The sequence below is a fragment of the Amycolatopsis sp. NPDC058278 genome (genome assembly GCF_042881395.1).
In the GTDB taxonomy this organism is placed as follows: domain Bacteria; phylum Actinomycetota; class Actinomycetes; order Mycobacteriales; family Pseudonocardiaceae; genus Amycolatopsis.
The window spans coordinates 45,127-58,937 of record NZ_JBHVXZ010000029.1 but is presented as its reverse complement, the minus strand read 5'-3'; the positions used below and the strand labels follow the sequence as shown (position 1 = coordinate 58,937).

The window sequence follows — 13,811 nt, the reverse complement described above, 5'->3', positions numbered from 1 at the left end:
CGGACCGTCCTCCCCGGACGGTCGGCTCATTCTGCCCGACGGACCGCGGCCGGCGGATTTCTTTTCGCTCACGAAAGAAAACGCTTTGGTTGTTCCCGGGGTGGCGGGGGATCCTGGGCACCACAAGCAAGTCGAGGGAAGGAACACCATGTACACCGCTGTCGAAGGGGCCCGCGTCCCGATCCGGATGTGGGCGGATCCCGCGTCGGTCGAAGACCAGGCCATGCGGCAGCTGCACAACGTCGCGAACCTGCCGTGGGTGCACGGTGTCGCCGTGATGCCCGATGTCCACTACGGCAAGGGCGCCACCGTCGGCAGTGTCATCGCCATGCGCGACGCCGTCTCGCCCGCCGCGGTCGGGGTCGACATCGGGTGCGGGATGAGCGCCGTCCGGACGTCGCTCACCGCGAGCGATCTGCCCGACGACCTCGGGAAGCTGCGCCGGCGCATCGAAAGCGCCGTGCCCGTCGGTTTCGGGCTGCACAAGACGCCCGTGAACCCGGCGAAGGTGCACGGCGTCGGCGGCTGGGACGCCTTCTGGAAGCAGTTCGGCGAGCTGCACACCGGCGTCCAGGAGCTGCACGACCGGGCCGCGCGGCAGATCGGGAGCCTCGGCGGCGGGAACCACTTCATCGAGGTCTGCCTCGAGCAGGGCGGTGCCGACGAGGGCCGGGTCTGGCTGATGCTGCATTCGGGTTCGCGCAACATCGGCAAGGAGCTGGCCGAGCGGCACATGGCCGTCGCGCGCAAGCTCCCGCACAACGCCGACCTGCCCGACCCCGATCTCGCCGTGTTCGTCGCGGGCACGCCGGAGATGCAGGCGTACCGGCGCGATCTGTTCTGGGCGCAGGACTACGCGGCGCGCAACCGGGCCACGATGGTCGCGCTGGTGAAGCTGGCGCTCGCGGACGTCGTGCCGGGCACGACCTTCGACGACGCGATCTCGTGCCACCACAACTACGTCGCCGAAGAGACCTACGACGGCGTCGAGCTGCTCGTCACCCGGAAGGGCGCGATCCGCGCCGGATCGGGTGACCTCGGGATCATCCCGGGCAGCATGGGGACCGGTTCGTACATCGTCCGCGGGCTGGGCAACGACTCGTCGTTCCAGTCGGCTTCGCACGGCGCCGGGCGGCGGATGTCGCGCACCAAGGCCAAGAAGCTGTTCACCGCCGACGACCTCGCGGCGCAGACGGCCGGCGTCGAGTGCCGCAAGGACTCCGGCGTGGTCGACGAGATCCCGGCGGCTTACAAGGACATCGAAACGGTGATCCGCGCGCAGACGGACCTGGTCGAGGTGGTGGCGCACCTCAAGCAGGTGGTCTGCGTCAAGGGCTGACGGGTACGTTGACGCCATGACGAGGGGTGGAACGACGGCCGCGCTGCTGGCCACGGTCGCATTGCTGCTGAGCGGGTGCACCGAGGTCGGCAACGCGGTCGACCAGGGGAGCAGGACGGCGGACAAGGTCGCGGCGTGCACCGAAGCGCTCGGGCTCGCCGACCTGAACCCGCTGGTCGACCCGGCCAAGTTCAAGGCGCGCGCCGAGGACAAGGAGAAGCGGCTGCGCGAGCTCGCGGGTGACGTCCAGGACCAGGACGTCAAGAACGCGCTGCTCGGCATGGCCGACTCGTACGTCCAGGTGCAGAAGGAACGCATCGAGGACGCCGGCGTGGTGGCCCAGTGGGTGCAGCGCAACGTCAAGAAGATCGACGCGCTCCGCGTCGCCTGCAGCTAGCGAGACGCGGGCCGGGTCGCGAACTCAGCCACCGGGAGCTGCGGCCTGCTCGGGACTGGCCGCCTCCGGCGCCGGTTCCGGGGCGGTGGCGGAGGGCCGGCGGCGGAGCAGGCCGGCCGAGGCGATCACCAGACCGCCGAGGCCGGCCGCCACGAAGCCCCATTCCGGGGTCGAGTGGTCGATCGCGAAGCCGACCACCGGGCCGCCCGCGGCCAGGCCGAGCCGGGTGAACGCGTCCTGCAGGCCCATCGCCTCGCCGCGGACCTGTGGCGGGGCGATCCGGGTGACCGTCTCGGTCGTGGCCGAAAGCGTCGGCGCGCACATCAGGTTGGTCGGGATCAGCGCCAGCATCAGCAGCCACCACGGGTGGTCCGCCAGGCCGACCGGCATCACCAGCAGCGCGAGCAGCAGCATCAGCACGCCCTGCGGCAACGACCGCCGCACCGTGCCGTGCACGATGCCGCCGGCGATCGACGCCGTGCACATCACCACGATGACCAGGCCGGTCAGGCCGAGGTCGCCGTTCGCGCGCAGGGCGGCCAGCGTCGCCAGTTCGGTGCCGACGAGCACGAACAGCGCGCCGCCCGCGATCAGCAGCGTCCCCACCAGGGGGCCGGTGAGCCAGCTGCGCAGCGGCGGCCGTGGACCGAGTTCGTCCGCTTTGCCGGCGCCTTCGCGGATCGGCGGGTTGACGAGCCAGATCAGGAACGCCGTGCCGCCGAACAGCACGCCGAGCGCGGTCAGCGTCCACGTCGGGGAGAACGCCGTGATGGCCGCGATGCCGGCCGCGGGGCCGATCATGAACGTCGCTTCGATCGAGATGGTGTCGAGCGAGTAGACCGCGCGGCGCTGCTCGGGCGGCACGAGCGTGGCCAGGGCTTGGCGGGCCAGCGAGCCCGCCGGCACCGAAAGCATCCCGGCCGGGACCGCGACCACGGCGAGTGCCTCGAACGGCAGGTGCGGCGCGGCGATCCAGAACGCGGTCGTGCCGATCCCGCAGGCCGCGACGACCGGGCGCAGCCCGTACCGGTCGAAGCAGCGGCCGAGCATCGGCGCGCCGAGCGCCATCCCGAGCGTGACGCCGCCGCCGACCAGCCCGGCGGCGCCGTAGCCGCGGCCGAGCCCGGTGACGATGTACAGCGTCATCAGCACGCCGTTCATGGTCATCGGGAGGCGTGCCAGGAACATCAAAGCCATCGTCGAGGGGACGCGGGGGACGGAGAGCACCCGGCGGTAAGGCTGCAGCGGCACGTCCTCGATGAGAACCCAAGGTGGTACGCGCGTGCAACTTATTTCCCGATCCCGGCCCCTGGCGCCGGAAAATTATGAGAGCTACTCTCACTTGGTAGTCGCTACCAATTGGGGGTCGCTATGACTCAAGGACATCCACGCAGGTGGTGGGCGCTCGGCGCGCTCGCGGTGAGCCTGCTGACCATCGGCTTGGACCTGACGGTGCTCAACGTCGCCGTGCCGACGCTGGCCGTCGACCTCGGCGCCACGACCACGCAGCTGCAGTGGTTCGGCAACGCCTACACGCTGGCGCTGGCCGCGCTGCTGCTGCCCGCGGGCCTGCTCGGCGACCGGTTCGGCCCGAAGAAACTGCTGCTCGGGGCACTGGCGGTGTTCGGGCTGGCTTCGCTGTGGTGCGCCTACGCCGGTTCGCCGGGCGAGCTGATCGCCGCCCGCGTGGCGCTCGGCGCCGGCGCCGCGTTCCTCATCCCGCTGTCGCTTTCGCTGCTGAACATCCTGTTCCCGCCGGAGGAGCGGGCGAAGGCGCTGACGACCTGGGTGATGGCGATGTTCGCCGGCATCCCGCTCGGGCCGCTGCTCGGCGGCTGGCTGCTCGACCACTTCGCGTGGGGCTCGGTGTTCCTCATCAACGTCCCGATGACCGCGGTCGGCGTCGTCGCGGTGCTGTTCCTCCTGCCGCGCACGCCCGGCTCCCGGCGCGGCACGATCGACTTCACCGGCATCGCGCTCTCGGCGGCCGGGCTGGTCGCGCTCACCTACGGGTTCGTCCACGCCGGCGAGCACGGCTGGGCCGATCCGGTGACCTACGGCCTGATCGGGCTGGGGGCCGCGCTGGTGGCGGTGTTCTGCTGGGCGCAGACGCGGGTGGCCGCGCCCCTCACCGACCTCGCGTTGTTCCGCGAGCCGCGGTTCGTCTGGGGCGCGGTGCTGGCCACGGTGGCGTCCTTCGCGCTGATGGGCCTGTTGTTCGTGCTGCCGCAGCTGTTCCAGGCGGTGCAGGGGGCCGACGCGCTGCAGACCGGCGTGCGGCTGCTGCCGCTGATCGGCGGGATGCTGGTGGCGGCGAAGCTCGCCGAGCGGCTGGTTGCCGCTCTGGGCGTGCGCGGGGTCGTCACGGGCGGGTTCGTGCTGCTCGCGGCCGGGCTGGCGTGGGGTTCGACGACGTCACCGACGGGCGGCTACGGCGCCACGGTCGGCTGGGAGCTCGTGATCGGGCTGGGTACCGGCGCCACGCTCCCGCCGCTGATGACGATGGCCATGGGCGCGCTCACCGAAGGCCGCTCGGGGGCCGGTTCGGCGCTGATCCAGGTGCTGCGCCAGGTCGGCGGCACCATCGGCGTCGCGGTGCTGGGCACGGTGCTCAACAGCGCCTACCGCGACGGCGTCGAGGTCGGGGGCCTGCCGGCGCCGGTCGCCGACGCGGTGCGCGGCAGCGCCTCGGCCGCGGTCGCCGTCGCGGAGCGGCTTCACCGGCCCGAACTCGCCGCGTCCGCGCGGGCCGCGTTCACCGGCGGCATGGCCGCGACGCTGTGGGTGTGCGCCGGCCTCGGCGTCGCCGGAGCGCTGCTCGCGCTGGTCTTCCTGCCCGGCCGGGCGGCGGCGGCAGCGCAGCCGCGAGAATCGGAGCATGACGTCGTCGCCATCTGAGCCCACAGGACTGCGGGAGCGGAAGAAGGCCAAGACGCGCGCCGCGATCCAGCGGCACGCGTTGCGGCTGTTCCACGAGCAGGGCTACAGCGCCACGACGGTGGATCAGATCGCGGCCGCCGCGGAGATCTCGCCCAGCACCTTCTTCCGGTACTTCCCGACGAAGGAGGCGACGGTGCTCTACGACCCGTTCGACCCGGTGCTCATCGAGGCCGCGCTGGCGCAGCCGCCCGAACTCAGCCCGGCCGCCGCGCTGCGGGCCACCGCGGACACCATCCGCACGCAGATCCCGGCCGAAGACTGGGAGCGGGAACGCGAGCGGCAGGTGCTCGTGTTCCGGGAGCCCGAGCTCCGCACCGCGGTGATGGACAAGTTCGCGGAGGGGATCGACCTGCTGGCCGGGATGGCCGCGCGCCGCACCGGCCGGTCGGCGGACGACTTCGAGGTCCGCAACTGGGCGGGTGCGGTGGTCGGGGTGGTCATGGCCGCGTTCGCCGGGGCCGCGGCGGACCCCGGCGCCGACACCCTGGTGATCCTCGACAAGGCGCTGGCTCACCTGGAAGCGGGACTGCCGCTCTGAGCGGACGCGAATTCCGGAATTGATTTCGCATTTTCCCGTCCGCCTCAGGGGGAACCGTGTGGGTGGCGGGGCGAGCGTGGGGGATGCCCTATCTGGAGCAGTCGGGACGCACGGTCCGACGGAGTGATGAAGCTAAATGATCACGGTTTACACTCGGGTGGGTTACCCGACCGTTCCATAGTGGACGGATGCTACCAGCGGTGATCATCGGAATCGGTCATGATGATCTTCGGAGGGACGGGCAAGGTTTCGCGGTTAATCCAATGCGGGCCAGTTCGCCTCATTCGGATCCGGCACGTAAGGGTGTTAAACATCCCGAATCGGTGATCGAGTGGCTTATCTCCGACACGGGGGGTATCGATTTACCCCGTCAGGTCTCGATGCCAGGAGGTAAGGAATGAAAGCCAAGTTCGGGCGAGTCATCGCTCTGGTGGCGGCCGGCAGTCTGCTGGCGGTGGGGACGGCGGGGATCGCGTCGGCGAACCCGGGAGGGGGCAAGGGTTCCTCCAGCACCCAGGCCCTCGCCGCACAGGTGCTCCAGATGCGTGACGACCTCACCAAGGTGGCCTACGCGGGCGACGTCGGCGCCACGCGAACGGACCTGGGGCAGCTGAGCCCGGTGCTCGCGGACATCGCGGCCGGCAAGCGCTACACGGTCCAGACCGAGACCGGGCAGCTGGCGGGCCTGGCCAAGGGGCGCGCCGACGAGTCCACCCGGCTGCTGGCCGACCCGAAGGCGAAGGCGCGCCAGCTGCCGCCGTTGCCGCTGCCGATCCCGTCGCTGCCCGATCTGCCCGGCCCGCTGAAGATCGTCAGCGACCTGGTGAAGGCGCTGCTCGCGGCCGTCACCGGCATCCTGGGCGGGCTGCTCGGCGGCCTGCCGGTGCCCCCGCTGCCGGTGCCGCCGCTGCCGGTCCCGGGGTCGTAGCCACCGAAGGGAACAGGGGGCCCGGAGCCCGGCCGCGGACATTTCTCCGCGCCGGGCTCCGAGGCGTTCGCCGCCGGGCCGGGGTCAGTGCACTTCGGACAATCCCTGCCGCAGGGCGCCCGCCATCTCCGCCAGCGCTTCCCGGAACCGGGTGCCGACGCCGGTGAAGTTGATGAACCCGTGGATCAGGTCCTCGTGCCGGCGCAGGGCCACCTCGATCCCCGCTTCGCGCAGTTTCTCCGCGTACGCCTCACCTTCGTCGCGCAACGGGTCGAACCCCGCCGTGACGATCAAGGCCGGCGGCAGGCCGCTCAGGTCGTCCGCGCGCAACGGCGAGAGCCGCGGATCGGTCAGGTCAGTGCCTTCGGGCACGTAATGGCCTTCGAACCACTTCATGTGCACGTCGGTCAGGAACAGGTTCTCGGCGAACAGGTCTTGCGAGCGGTAGCGCCGCGCGAAGTCCGTCGCCGGGTAGATCAGCAGCTGGAACGCCGGGACCGGGCCGCCGCGGCGGACGGCCTGCTGGGCGGTCACGGCGGCGAGGTTGCCGCCCGCGCTGTCACCGCCGACCGCGATCCGCGCCGGGTCGGCACCCAGGTCACCCGCCTTCGCCACCGCGTACTCGAACGCCGCCAGCGCGTCTTCCGTCGCCGCCGGGAACGGGAACTCCGGGGCCAGCCGGTATTCGATCGACAGCACCCGCACCCCGGCGTGCTTGGCCAGGAAGCGGACGGCGTTGTCGTGGCTCGCGCGGGTGCCGATCACCCAGCCGCCGCCGTGGAAGAACACCAGCAGCGGCGACTCCTCGGGCAGCCCGACCGGCGTGTACAGCGTCGCGGGCAAGTCGCCATCCGGTGTCGGGACGGCGATCTCGCGCACCGAAACCGGTTCGATCGGCTTGCCGCTGACCAGGTGCCTGCCCGCGTCGAGCAGGGTCCGTGACTGCTCGACCGAGCCGCGCACCAGCTCGGCTCGGGCGATCTTCTGGAGCCGGAGGAGGAGCTGGGCGTCGAGCGCGAGGTCCTGGCCGTCGATGCGGACGGTCCGGCCTGCGACCGCCCGCCGCACCGGCGTGGGCAGCCAGAACGCGAGCTGCGACGCGGCCGCCTGGGCGCGGACGGGGAGCGGGATCGCCATGGTGCCTCCATCAGCCTCGGGACTGCGTGTGAGGTTACTTGCCAGTAGGTAGCAGGTCCAGTTGTGACCAGGACCTCCGTCCCAGAGTCTGGTCCTCCAGTTAAGTGGAGGGGTTAGCCTGAAAACGTGACTTCAGCCAGGACGATCAACGTGCTCGGGATCGGCGGCTCTCTGCGGGAGGGCTCCCAATCCGAGCGCGCGCTGCAGATCGCGCTCGACGGCGCCGCCGAAACGGGCGTCCGGACCCGGCTGATCACCGGCCCGGATCTCGTGCTGCCGTTCTACGACGCCGGTGTCCCGGAGCGCGACGAGCGCGCCACCCGGCTGGTGGAGGCCATCCGGGAGGCGGACGGGCTCATCGTCGTCTCGCCGGGCTACCACGGCGCGCTGTCCGGCCTGGTCAAGAACGCCCTGGACTACGTCGAGGACCTGCGCGGCGACCGCCGCCCCTACCTGGACGGCCGCGCGGTCGGCCTCGCCGCCGTCGCGTACGGCTGGCAGGCCGCGGTGACCACGCTCGAGCAGCTCCGCACGATCACGCACGCTCTGCGCGGCTGGGCCACCCCGCTGGGTGGCTCGATCAACTCGGCGGAGACCAAGTTCGACGAGGCCGGCGGGGCCTCGGACGAGAAGAGCGTCCGCACCCTTCGCCTGATCGGGCGGCAGGTCGCCGAATTCGCCGTGACCCGCACCGCATGAGGAGTTCGGGGGTTCCGGGTGGCGGAGCCCCCGGCCCGGGGCGGAGCCCCGATTGTCACAGACGTTTCGCCCGGTGGTCGCTGGGTAAGCAATCCACGTGATGCCTGCCATGTGGGGCACCGTTCCGCGGCTGCGGGATGTTGTGCCCAGTGAGACGCTCGCTGTGGAGCGTCCGCGACAGAAGGCAGGCTGAGCATGGGTCAGGCGATCTACACCGCGGTGGCAACGGCGCGCGGCGACGGCCGCAACGGCGAAGTGACGTCGTCCGACGGCGTCATCGACGAGTCGCTGGCCATCCCGAAGGAGATGGGTGGCCCCGGTGGGGACAAGACCAACCCCGAGCAGCTGTTCGCCGCCGGCTACTCGGCCTGCTTCCACAGCGCGCTGCAGCTCGTCGCGCGTCAGGCCAAGGTGCCGCTGAACGGCTCGACCGTGACGGCGGAGGTCAGCGTGCTCAAGCAGGAGGTCGGGTTCGGCCTCGGCGTCGCGCTGAACGTCTCGCTGCCGGGCCTCGACCAGGCCCAGGCCGACCAGCTGGTCGAGCAGGCGCACCAGGTGTGCCCCTACTCGAACGCGACCCGCGGCAACATCGAGGTCGCGCTCTCCGCCACCGTCTGACCCGCCCCGGTCCGAACCAGTACGAGGAAAGGATCATCGCCAGATGAGCAAGTCTCCGATCAAGAGCCCGCTTTCCGAGGCCGACAAGGAGATCACCGGCAACGCCCTCCAGGCGACGCTGGTCGACCTGGTCGACCTGTCCCTCATCGCCAAGCAGGCGCACTGGAACGTCGTCGGATCGAACTTCCGCAGTGCGCACCTGCAGCTCGACGAGCTCGTGAACACCGCACGCCAGTACGTCGACGAGGTCGCCGAGCGCGCCAACGCCATCGGCATCTCGCCGAACGGCAAGGCGAAGACCGTCGTCGAGAGCTCGGGCGTGCCCGAGTACCCGGACAACTGGCAGTCGGTCGAGGCCACGGTCGCCGCGATCGTCGACATCCTGGCCACGCTCATCGAGCGGCTGCGCCAGCGCATCGACGAGACCGACAAGAGCGACCTCGTCACGCAGGACCTGCTGATCGAGATCACCCGGGCGCTGGAAGAGGCGCACTGGATGTGGCAGGCCCAGCAGGCCTGATTTTCCCACCAAAGGGGCCGTTCCGGATGGAGCGGCCTCTTTCGTGCGGCCGCGGCCAGTACGTTCGGTGGCATGGTCTTGCATCAGGGGAAAGCCGATCGCCCGGCCCGCACGGCGGGAACGAACCCGCTCTACGCCGGGGCGAACCCGGCGCTCGCGGCGGGCTTCGTCATGCCGCACGACAAGCTGCGCGACGACTCGCTGCCGCCGGACACCGCGCTGCAGCTCGTGCGCGACGAGCTGATGCTCGACGGCAACGCGCGGCTCAACCTCGCCACCTTCGTCACGACGTGGATGGAGCCGCAGGCGCGTGAGCTGATGGCCGAGTGCGTCGACAAGAACATGATCGACAAGGACGAGTACCCGCAGACGGCCGAGCTCGAGCGGCGCTGCGTGAACATCCTGGCCGACCTGTGGCACGCGCCCGACCCGGTCGACATCATGGGCTGCTCGACGACCGGCTCGTCGGAAGCGTGCATGCTGGCCGGGATGGCGCTGAAGCGGCGCTGGGCCCGCCTCGGCCGCAGCGGGAAGCCGAACCTGGTCATGGGCGCGAACGTCCAGGTGTGCTGGGAGAAGTTCTGCGAGTACTGGGAAGTCGAGCCGCGGCTGGTCCCGATGGACGGCGACCGGTACCACCTCACCGCCGACGAAGCCGTCGCGCGCTGCGACGAGAACACGATCGGCGTGGTGGCGATCCTCGGCTCGACGTTCGACGGCAGCTACGAGCCGGTCGCGGAGATCGCTTCGGCGTTGGACGCGCTTCTCGAGCGGACCGGCTGGGACATCCCGGTGCACGTCGACGGCGCTTCGGGCGCGATGATCGCCCCGTTCCTCGACCCGGACCTGGAGTGGGACTTCCGCCTGCCGCGCGTGGCGTCGATCAACACGTCGGGCCACAAGTACGGGCTGGTGTACCCGGGCGTCGGCTGGGTGATCTGGCGCGACAAGGCCGCGCTGCCGTCCGAGCTGGTGTTCAACGTCAACTACCTCGGTGGCGACATGCCGACGTTCGCGTTGAACTTCTCCCGCCCGGGAGCCGAGGTCGCGGCCCAGTACTACACGTTCGTCCGGCTCGGCCGGGAAGGGTTCCGCGCGGTGCAGCAGGCTTCGCGTGACGTCGCCACGCACTTGTCGTCCGGGATCGCGTCGCTGGGGCCGTTCGAACTGCTGACCCGCGGTGATCAGCTACCGGTGTTCGCGTTCACCACCCGCCCGGACGCCGGCTTCGACGTCTTCGACGTGTCCCGCCGGCTGCGCGAGCGGGGGTGGCTGGTACCGGCGTACACGTTCCCGGAGCACCGGACGGACCTGGCGGTGCTGCGCATCGTCGTCCGCAACGGCTTCACGCACGACCTGGCGGACCTGCTGCTGGCGGATTTGCGGCGGGTGCTCCCGGAGCTGGAGCAGCTGGGCGGCCGCCCGAAAGACCCCACGAAGGCGACCGCGTTCCACCACTAGTGCGTGTCTGACACTGCCTTGGTCCAGCTGAACACGGCATGCAGGACGACCGCTGATCGGTAGTCGACCGCGTCGAAGGCCGGTGGGCGACCGCCGCGGGAACCACGCCGTTTGCGGTGCCCGGCCTGATCGGCAGGTTCGGCAATCACCGCGGTGATGCCGCGGTCGCGCAGATGTGCGGGAACATCGGCGCATCACCAGCCTGACCGGGCCCGACCAGCGTCACCAGCGGCCGGCCGTTCCCGTCGACGAGATGGTGCACTTTGGTGCTCCAGCCGCCGCGGGAGCGCCCAGGTGCCGTCACCGGCCATCCGGCGATGCCAGGGTCAGATCGTCTGCCAGGGACCGAACACCGCCGGCACATCCCAGCAACCCACGGAAATCGGCGACCCGGCCTGGAACCTGTGGACAGGCGGTTGCGGCGCAGCGCGAGCTGTGGCACGTGCCCGCGGTCTCTTCCCGTCGCCAGCGCCTCTACCAGCGAGTAACGTCACCCTCATGGGTGTCGCTGCAGACGAACGCCAGGCGTTGAGCTCGCTCTTCGAAGAACTCGGGCCCGACGCGCCGACGTTGTGCGAGGGCTGGACCACGCGGGACCTCGCCGCGCACCTCGTCGTGCGGGAGCACCGGGCGGATGCCGCTCCCGGCATCCTCGTGCCGGCGCTCGCCGGGTACACCAAGAAGGTGCAGGACCGGTACGCCGCGAAACCCTGGGTGAGCCTGGTCGAGCAGGTGCGGAACGGGCCGGCGAAGTTCTGGCCCACCGCGCTCGGCCCGCTCGACGAGCTGACCAACACCGCCGAGTTCCTCGTCCACCACGAGGACGTCCGGCGCGCGCAGGACGGCTGGGCGCCGCGGCCCGCGGACCCCGCCCGGGACGCCGCCGCCTGGCGCTCGGCGAAGCAGTCGGCGAAGCTGAACCTCCGGAAGTCACCCGTCGGCGTCACGCTTCGCACGAAGGACGGCCGCGAGGCCGCCGTCAAGACCGGCCCCGACCCCGTCACGATCGTCGGGGAGCAGGTGGACCTGCTGCTGTTCGTCTTCGGCCGCGACGCCGTCCACCTGGGCTTCGAGGGTGACGCGGCGGCGGTCGGCCGGCTGCAGGCGGTGAACCGCGGGCTCTAGGCTTCGCGGCGTCCCACCTAACGCAGGAGCCGCCATGCCGATGATCAGCGTTGCCATGTTCCCCGGCCGCACGCCGGCCCAGAAGAGCGCCCTGGTCCGGGAGCTGACCGACGCCTTCATCCGCACCTGCGGCGGCAAGCCCGAAGGTGTCCAGGTGACGCTCGTCGAGGTCGGCGCCGACCACTGGGCCACCGGCGGCGTCCTGCACTCCGAACGCTGAGCCGCCGGGAGACCGGGCAGGTCTCCCGGCGGGTGCGTCAGCGCAGGCCGAGGGCCCGCAGGGCGAAGTGGACCTCGATCGACGTCTGCTTGATCGTCTCGGCGATCACCAGCGAGCCGTGGCCGGCGTCGTAGCGGTAGAACTCGTGGTGCAGGTCGCGGCCGCCGAGCCGGTCGAGGTAGTTCTCGATCTGGCGGATCGGGCAGCGCGGGTCGTTGTCGCCGGCCAGCACGAGCACCGGCGCCGTCACGGCGTCGACGTACGTGATCGGCGAGCACTCCCGGTACACGGCGGGCACGTCCTCCGGCGAGCCGCCGAAGAGCGCGCGGTCGAACGAGCGCAGCTGCTCCATCTCGTCCTCGTACGCGGCGACGTAGTCCGCCACCGGCACCCCGGCGACGCCCGCCGCCCACCGCGACGGCTGCGTGCCGAGCGCGAGCAGGGACAGGTAGCCGCCCCACGAAGCGCCGTTCACGACGCACTTGCCCGGATCGCTGAGTCCACTTTGGATGGCCCAGTCGTGCACCGCGGCGACGTCTTCCAGCTCGGTCAGGCCGGGACGGCCCTCGATGGCGTCGCGCCAGGCCGAGCCGTAGCCGGTCGAGCCGCGGTAGTTGACCTCGACCACGGCGAACCCGGCGTCGAGCCAGGTCGCGCGGTAGGCGGAGAAGCGGTCCTCGTCCGCCGCGTGCGGGCCGCCGTGCAGGGAGAACACCGTGGGCAGCGGACCGTCCGGCGCGCCCGAAGGCCGTGAGACGAGGGCGTGGATCCGGCCGCCGACGCCTTCGACGAACGCGTCGGTCACCGGCTCCGAGCCCGGCGCCCGCTCGCCCGGCGGCTCGAGCAGGATCGCGTCGGTGCCGTCGGTGGTCCGCGCACGCACGGCGGTCGGCTCGGCGGCGCTGGACCACGAGTACTCGACCGTGCCGTCCGGGCGGACGCCCGCCCCGCCGATCCGGCCGGCCGGGGTGTCCACAGAGGACAATTCGGCCGTGTCGAGGTCGTAGCGGTACAACGAACTGCGGCCCTCGTGGAAGTGGACGACGAGCAGGGCCCGCGCGTCCGGGTACCAGCCCGCGACGACCTCGCCGGGCAGGTCCAGCTCGATCTCGGTCTCCGTGCCGGCCCGAACGTCCCAGACCAGCAGCTCCTCGCGGCCTCGCCGCTCGTGCAGCACCAGCAGGCGCTGGTCGCCGGACAGCGGGGAGAACTCGAGCGCGGACAGTCCCTTGCCTTCGCCGTCCCACTTCTCGGCGACGGTCTCGAACCCGTCGGTCGCGAGCACCCGCAGCGCGGGGTGGCGCGAATCGCCGTGCTCGGAGTGCGAGATCGCGATCAGGCTCTCGTCACGGGACAGGGACGCGATGCCGGCGTCGTCCGGGTGGCTGTAGAAGCGGCGTGTCTCGCCGCCGATCCGGGCGAACAGTTCGCTGCCGTCGTCGGTCGAGACGCCGGCCGCGACGACCCGCGTGCCGATCTCCAGGCCGGCCGGGTAGCCGTCGTGGACGTCCGGGACGGCCTTCTCCGGCTTGCTGCCCTCGGTCGCGGCGAACGGCTCGCGCACCCAGGAGCCGAACTCGTCGCCGTCGGTGTCGTCGAACCACCAGATCCACTCGCCGTCCGGGGACGGCGTCGAGTGCAGTGTGCCGTTGGGCCGGTCGGTGACGCGGCGGTGCTCGTCCGTCGCGCGGTTCCAGGCGTAGACCTCCCAGACACCGCTGGCGTTGGAGACGTAGACGTTGGCGTCGGGGGCGTCGCGGGCCCACTCGGGCACGGAGATGCGCGGGGCGTGGAAGCGGGCGCGCCAGCGGGCTTCGGCTTCGGCCTCGTCGAACAGCCGGTCCGGGACCACCGCGGGCGGATATTGGTTGGCTGACTGCGTGCTCACC

General features: G+C 71.2%; 14 protein-coding genes. 11 read left to right on the top strand and 3 right to left on the bottom strand.

Annotated elements, in window-relative coordinates; translation table 11 throughout:
* Positions 1–148 precede the first annotated feature (148 nt).
* Both ACFVYA_RS17665 and ACFVYA_RS17660 read left to right on the top strand, forming a co-directional pair.
* Entirely contained in the window at positions 149–1,339 is a 1,191-nt protein-coding gene (locus tag ACFVYA_RS17665; RefSeq protein WP_387046134.1) for an RtcB family protein, read from the top strand.
* 16 nt (positions 1,340–1,355) lie between these two features.
* On the top strand, positions 1,356–1,736 hold the full coding sequence (locus ACFVYA_RS17660) for a hypothetical protein (protein ID WP_387046132.1): 381 nt from the start codon (positions 1,356–1,358) through the stop codon (positions 1,734–1,736).
* Positions 1,737–1,760: 24 nt separating this feature from the next.
* On the opposite strand, the gene ACFVYA_RS17655 is transcribed toward ACFVYA_RS17660, so the two are convergent.
* Positions 1,761–2,924 (bottom strand): MFS transporter, encoded by a 1,164-nt coding sequence (locus tag ACFVYA_RS17655; protein WP_387046200.1) that lies wholly within the window; start codon positions 2,922–2,924, stop codon positions 1,761–1,763.
* Between the two features lie 183 nt (positions 2,925–3,107).
* On the opposite strand from ACFVYA_RS17655, the gene ACFVYA_RS17650 reads away from it, so the two are divergent.
* The 3 genes from ACFVYA_RS17650 (at position 3,108) to ACFVYA_RS17640 (ending at position 6,142) form a co-directional block, all read left to right on the top strand.
* The gene (locus tag ACFVYA_RS17650; RefSeq protein ID WP_387046129.1) at positions 3,108–4,634 is read left to right on the top strand and encodes a DHA2 family efflux MFS transporter permease subunit; all 1,527 of its coding nucleotides are present in this window, start codon (positions 3,108–3,110) and stop codon (positions 4,632–4,634) included.
* Positions 4,615–5,214 (top strand): TetR family transcriptional regulator, encoded by a 600-nt coding sequence (locus tag ACFVYA_RS17645; RefSeq protein WP_285987063.1) that lies wholly within the window; start codon positions 4,615–4,617, stop codon positions 5,212–5,214. Before ACFVYA_RS17650 ends, ACFVYA_RS17645 begins: the two co-directional genes overlap by 20 nt.
* A 397-nt stretch (positions 5,215–5,611) precedes the next feature.
* The gene (locus ACFVYA_RS17640; protein WP_387046127.1) at positions 5,612–6,142 is read left to right on the top strand and encodes a hypothetical protein; all 531 of its coding nucleotides are present in this window, start codon (positions 5,612–5,614) and stop codon (positions 6,140–6,142) included.
* A gap of 84 nt (positions 6,143–6,226) precedes the next feature.
* Here ACFVYA_RS17640 and ACFVYA_RS17635 read toward each other — a convergent pair whose 3' ends face one another.
* Positions 6,227–7,279 (bottom strand): alpha/beta hydrolase, encoded by a 1,053-nt coding sequence (locus ACFVYA_RS17635; RefSeq protein ID WP_387046125.1) that lies wholly within the window; start codon positions 7,277–7,279, stop codon positions 6,227–6,229.
* Positions 7,280–7,429: 150 nt separating this feature from the next.
* Between ACFVYA_RS17635 and ACFVYA_RS17630 the strand changes: the two genes are divergently transcribed.
* From ACFVYA_RS17630 to ACFVYA_RS17605, 6 genes are all read left to right on the top strand, one after another.
* Positions 7,430–7,978, top strand: coding sequence for an NADPH-dependent FMN reductase (locus ACFVYA_RS17630; RefSeq protein ID WP_387046198.1), 549 nt, complete (start codon positions 7,430–7,432; stop codon positions 7,976–7,978).
* Positions 7,979–8,173: 195 nt separating this feature from the next.
* A complete protein-coding gene (locus ACFVYA_RS17625) occupies positions 8,174–8,596 on the top strand; it encodes an organic hydroperoxide resistance protein (protein ID WP_013230586.1) in 423 nt (140 codons plus the stop codon).
* A 43-nt stretch (positions 8,597–8,639) separates the two neighbouring features.
* Positions 8,640–9,116, top strand: coding sequence for a Dps family protein (locus tag ACFVYA_RS17620; RefSeq protein WP_387046123.1), 477 nt, complete (start codon positions 8,640–8,642; stop codon positions 9,114–9,116).
* Positions 9,117–9,188: 72 nt separating this feature from the next.
* A complete protein-coding gene (locus tag ACFVYA_RS17615; protein ID WP_387046121.1) occupies positions 9,189–10,577 on the top strand; it encodes a glutamate decarboxylase in 1,389 nt (462 codons plus the stop codon).
* Between the two features lie 498 nt (positions 10,578–11,075).
* On the top strand, positions 11,076–11,702 hold the full coding sequence (locus ACFVYA_RS17610; RefSeq protein WP_387046119.1) for a TIGR03085 family metal-binding protein: 627 nt from the start codon (positions 11,076–11,078) through the stop codon (positions 11,700–11,702).
* 34 nt (positions 11,703–11,736) lie between these two features.
* Positions 11,737–11,922, top strand: coding sequence for a tautomerase family protein (locus ACFVYA_RS17605; RefSeq protein WP_013230573.1), 186 nt, complete (start codon positions 11,737–11,739; stop codon positions 11,920–11,922).
* Between the two features lie 37 nt (positions 11,923–11,959).
* Here ACFVYA_RS17605 and ACFVYA_RS17600 read toward each other — a convergent pair whose 3' ends face one another.
* Positions 11,960–13,810, bottom strand: a complete 1,851-nt coding sequence (locus ACFVYA_RS17600; protein ID WP_387046117.1) for a prolyl oligopeptidase family serine peptidase — start codon at positions 13,808–13,810, stop codon at positions 11,960–11,962.
* Position 13,811: the final 1 nt, after the last annotated feature.

Coding starts and splice junctions, on each gene's coding strand:
- ACFVYA_RS17665 (WP_387046134.1), top strand. CDS start 149: ATGTACACCGCTGTCGAAGGGGCCCGCGTCCCGATCCGGATGTGGGCG.
- ACFVYA_RS17660 (WP_387046132.1), top strand. CDS start 1,356: ATGACGAGGGGTGGAACGACGGCCGCGCTGCTGGCCACGGTCGCATTG.
- ACFVYA_RS17655 (WP_387046200.1), bottom strand. CDS start 2,924: ATGTTCCTGGCACGCCTCCCGATGACCATGAACGGCGTGCTGATGACG.
- ACFVYA_RS17650 (WP_387046129.1), top strand. CDS start 3,108: ATGACTCAAGGACATCCACGCAGGTGGTGGGCGCTCGGCGCGCTCGCG.
- ACFVYA_RS17645 (WP_285987063.1), top strand. CDS start 4,615: ATGACGTCGTCGCCATCTGAGCCCACAGGACTGCGGGAGCGGAAGAAG.
- ACFVYA_RS17640 (WP_387046127.1), top strand. CDS start 5,612: ATGAAAGCCAAGTTCGGGCGAGTCATCGCTCTGGTGGCGGCCGGCAGT.
- ACFVYA_RS17635 (WP_387046125.1), bottom strand. CDS start 7,279: ATGGCGATCCCGCTCCCCGTCCGCGCCCAGGCGGCCGCGTCGCAGCTC.
- ACFVYA_RS17625 (WP_013230586.1), top strand. CDS start 8,174: ATGGGTCAGGCGATCTACACCGCGGTGGCAACGGCGCGCGGCGACGGC.
- ACFVYA_RS17620 (WP_387046123.1), top strand. CDS start 8,640: ATGAGCAAGTCTCCGATCAAGAGCCCGCTTTCCGAGGCCGACAAGGAG.
- ACFVYA_RS17615 (WP_387046121.1), top strand. CDS start 9,189: ATGGTCTTGCATCAGGGGAAAGCCGATCGCCCGGCCCGCACGGCGGGA.
- ACFVYA_RS17610 (WP_387046119.1), top strand. CDS start 11,076: ATGGGTGTCGCTGCAGACGAACGCCAGGCGTTGAGCTCGCTCTTCGAA.
- ACFVYA_RS17605 (WP_013230573.1), top strand. CDS start 11,737: ATGCCGATGATCAGCGTTGCCATGTTCCCCGGCCGCACGCCGGCCCAG.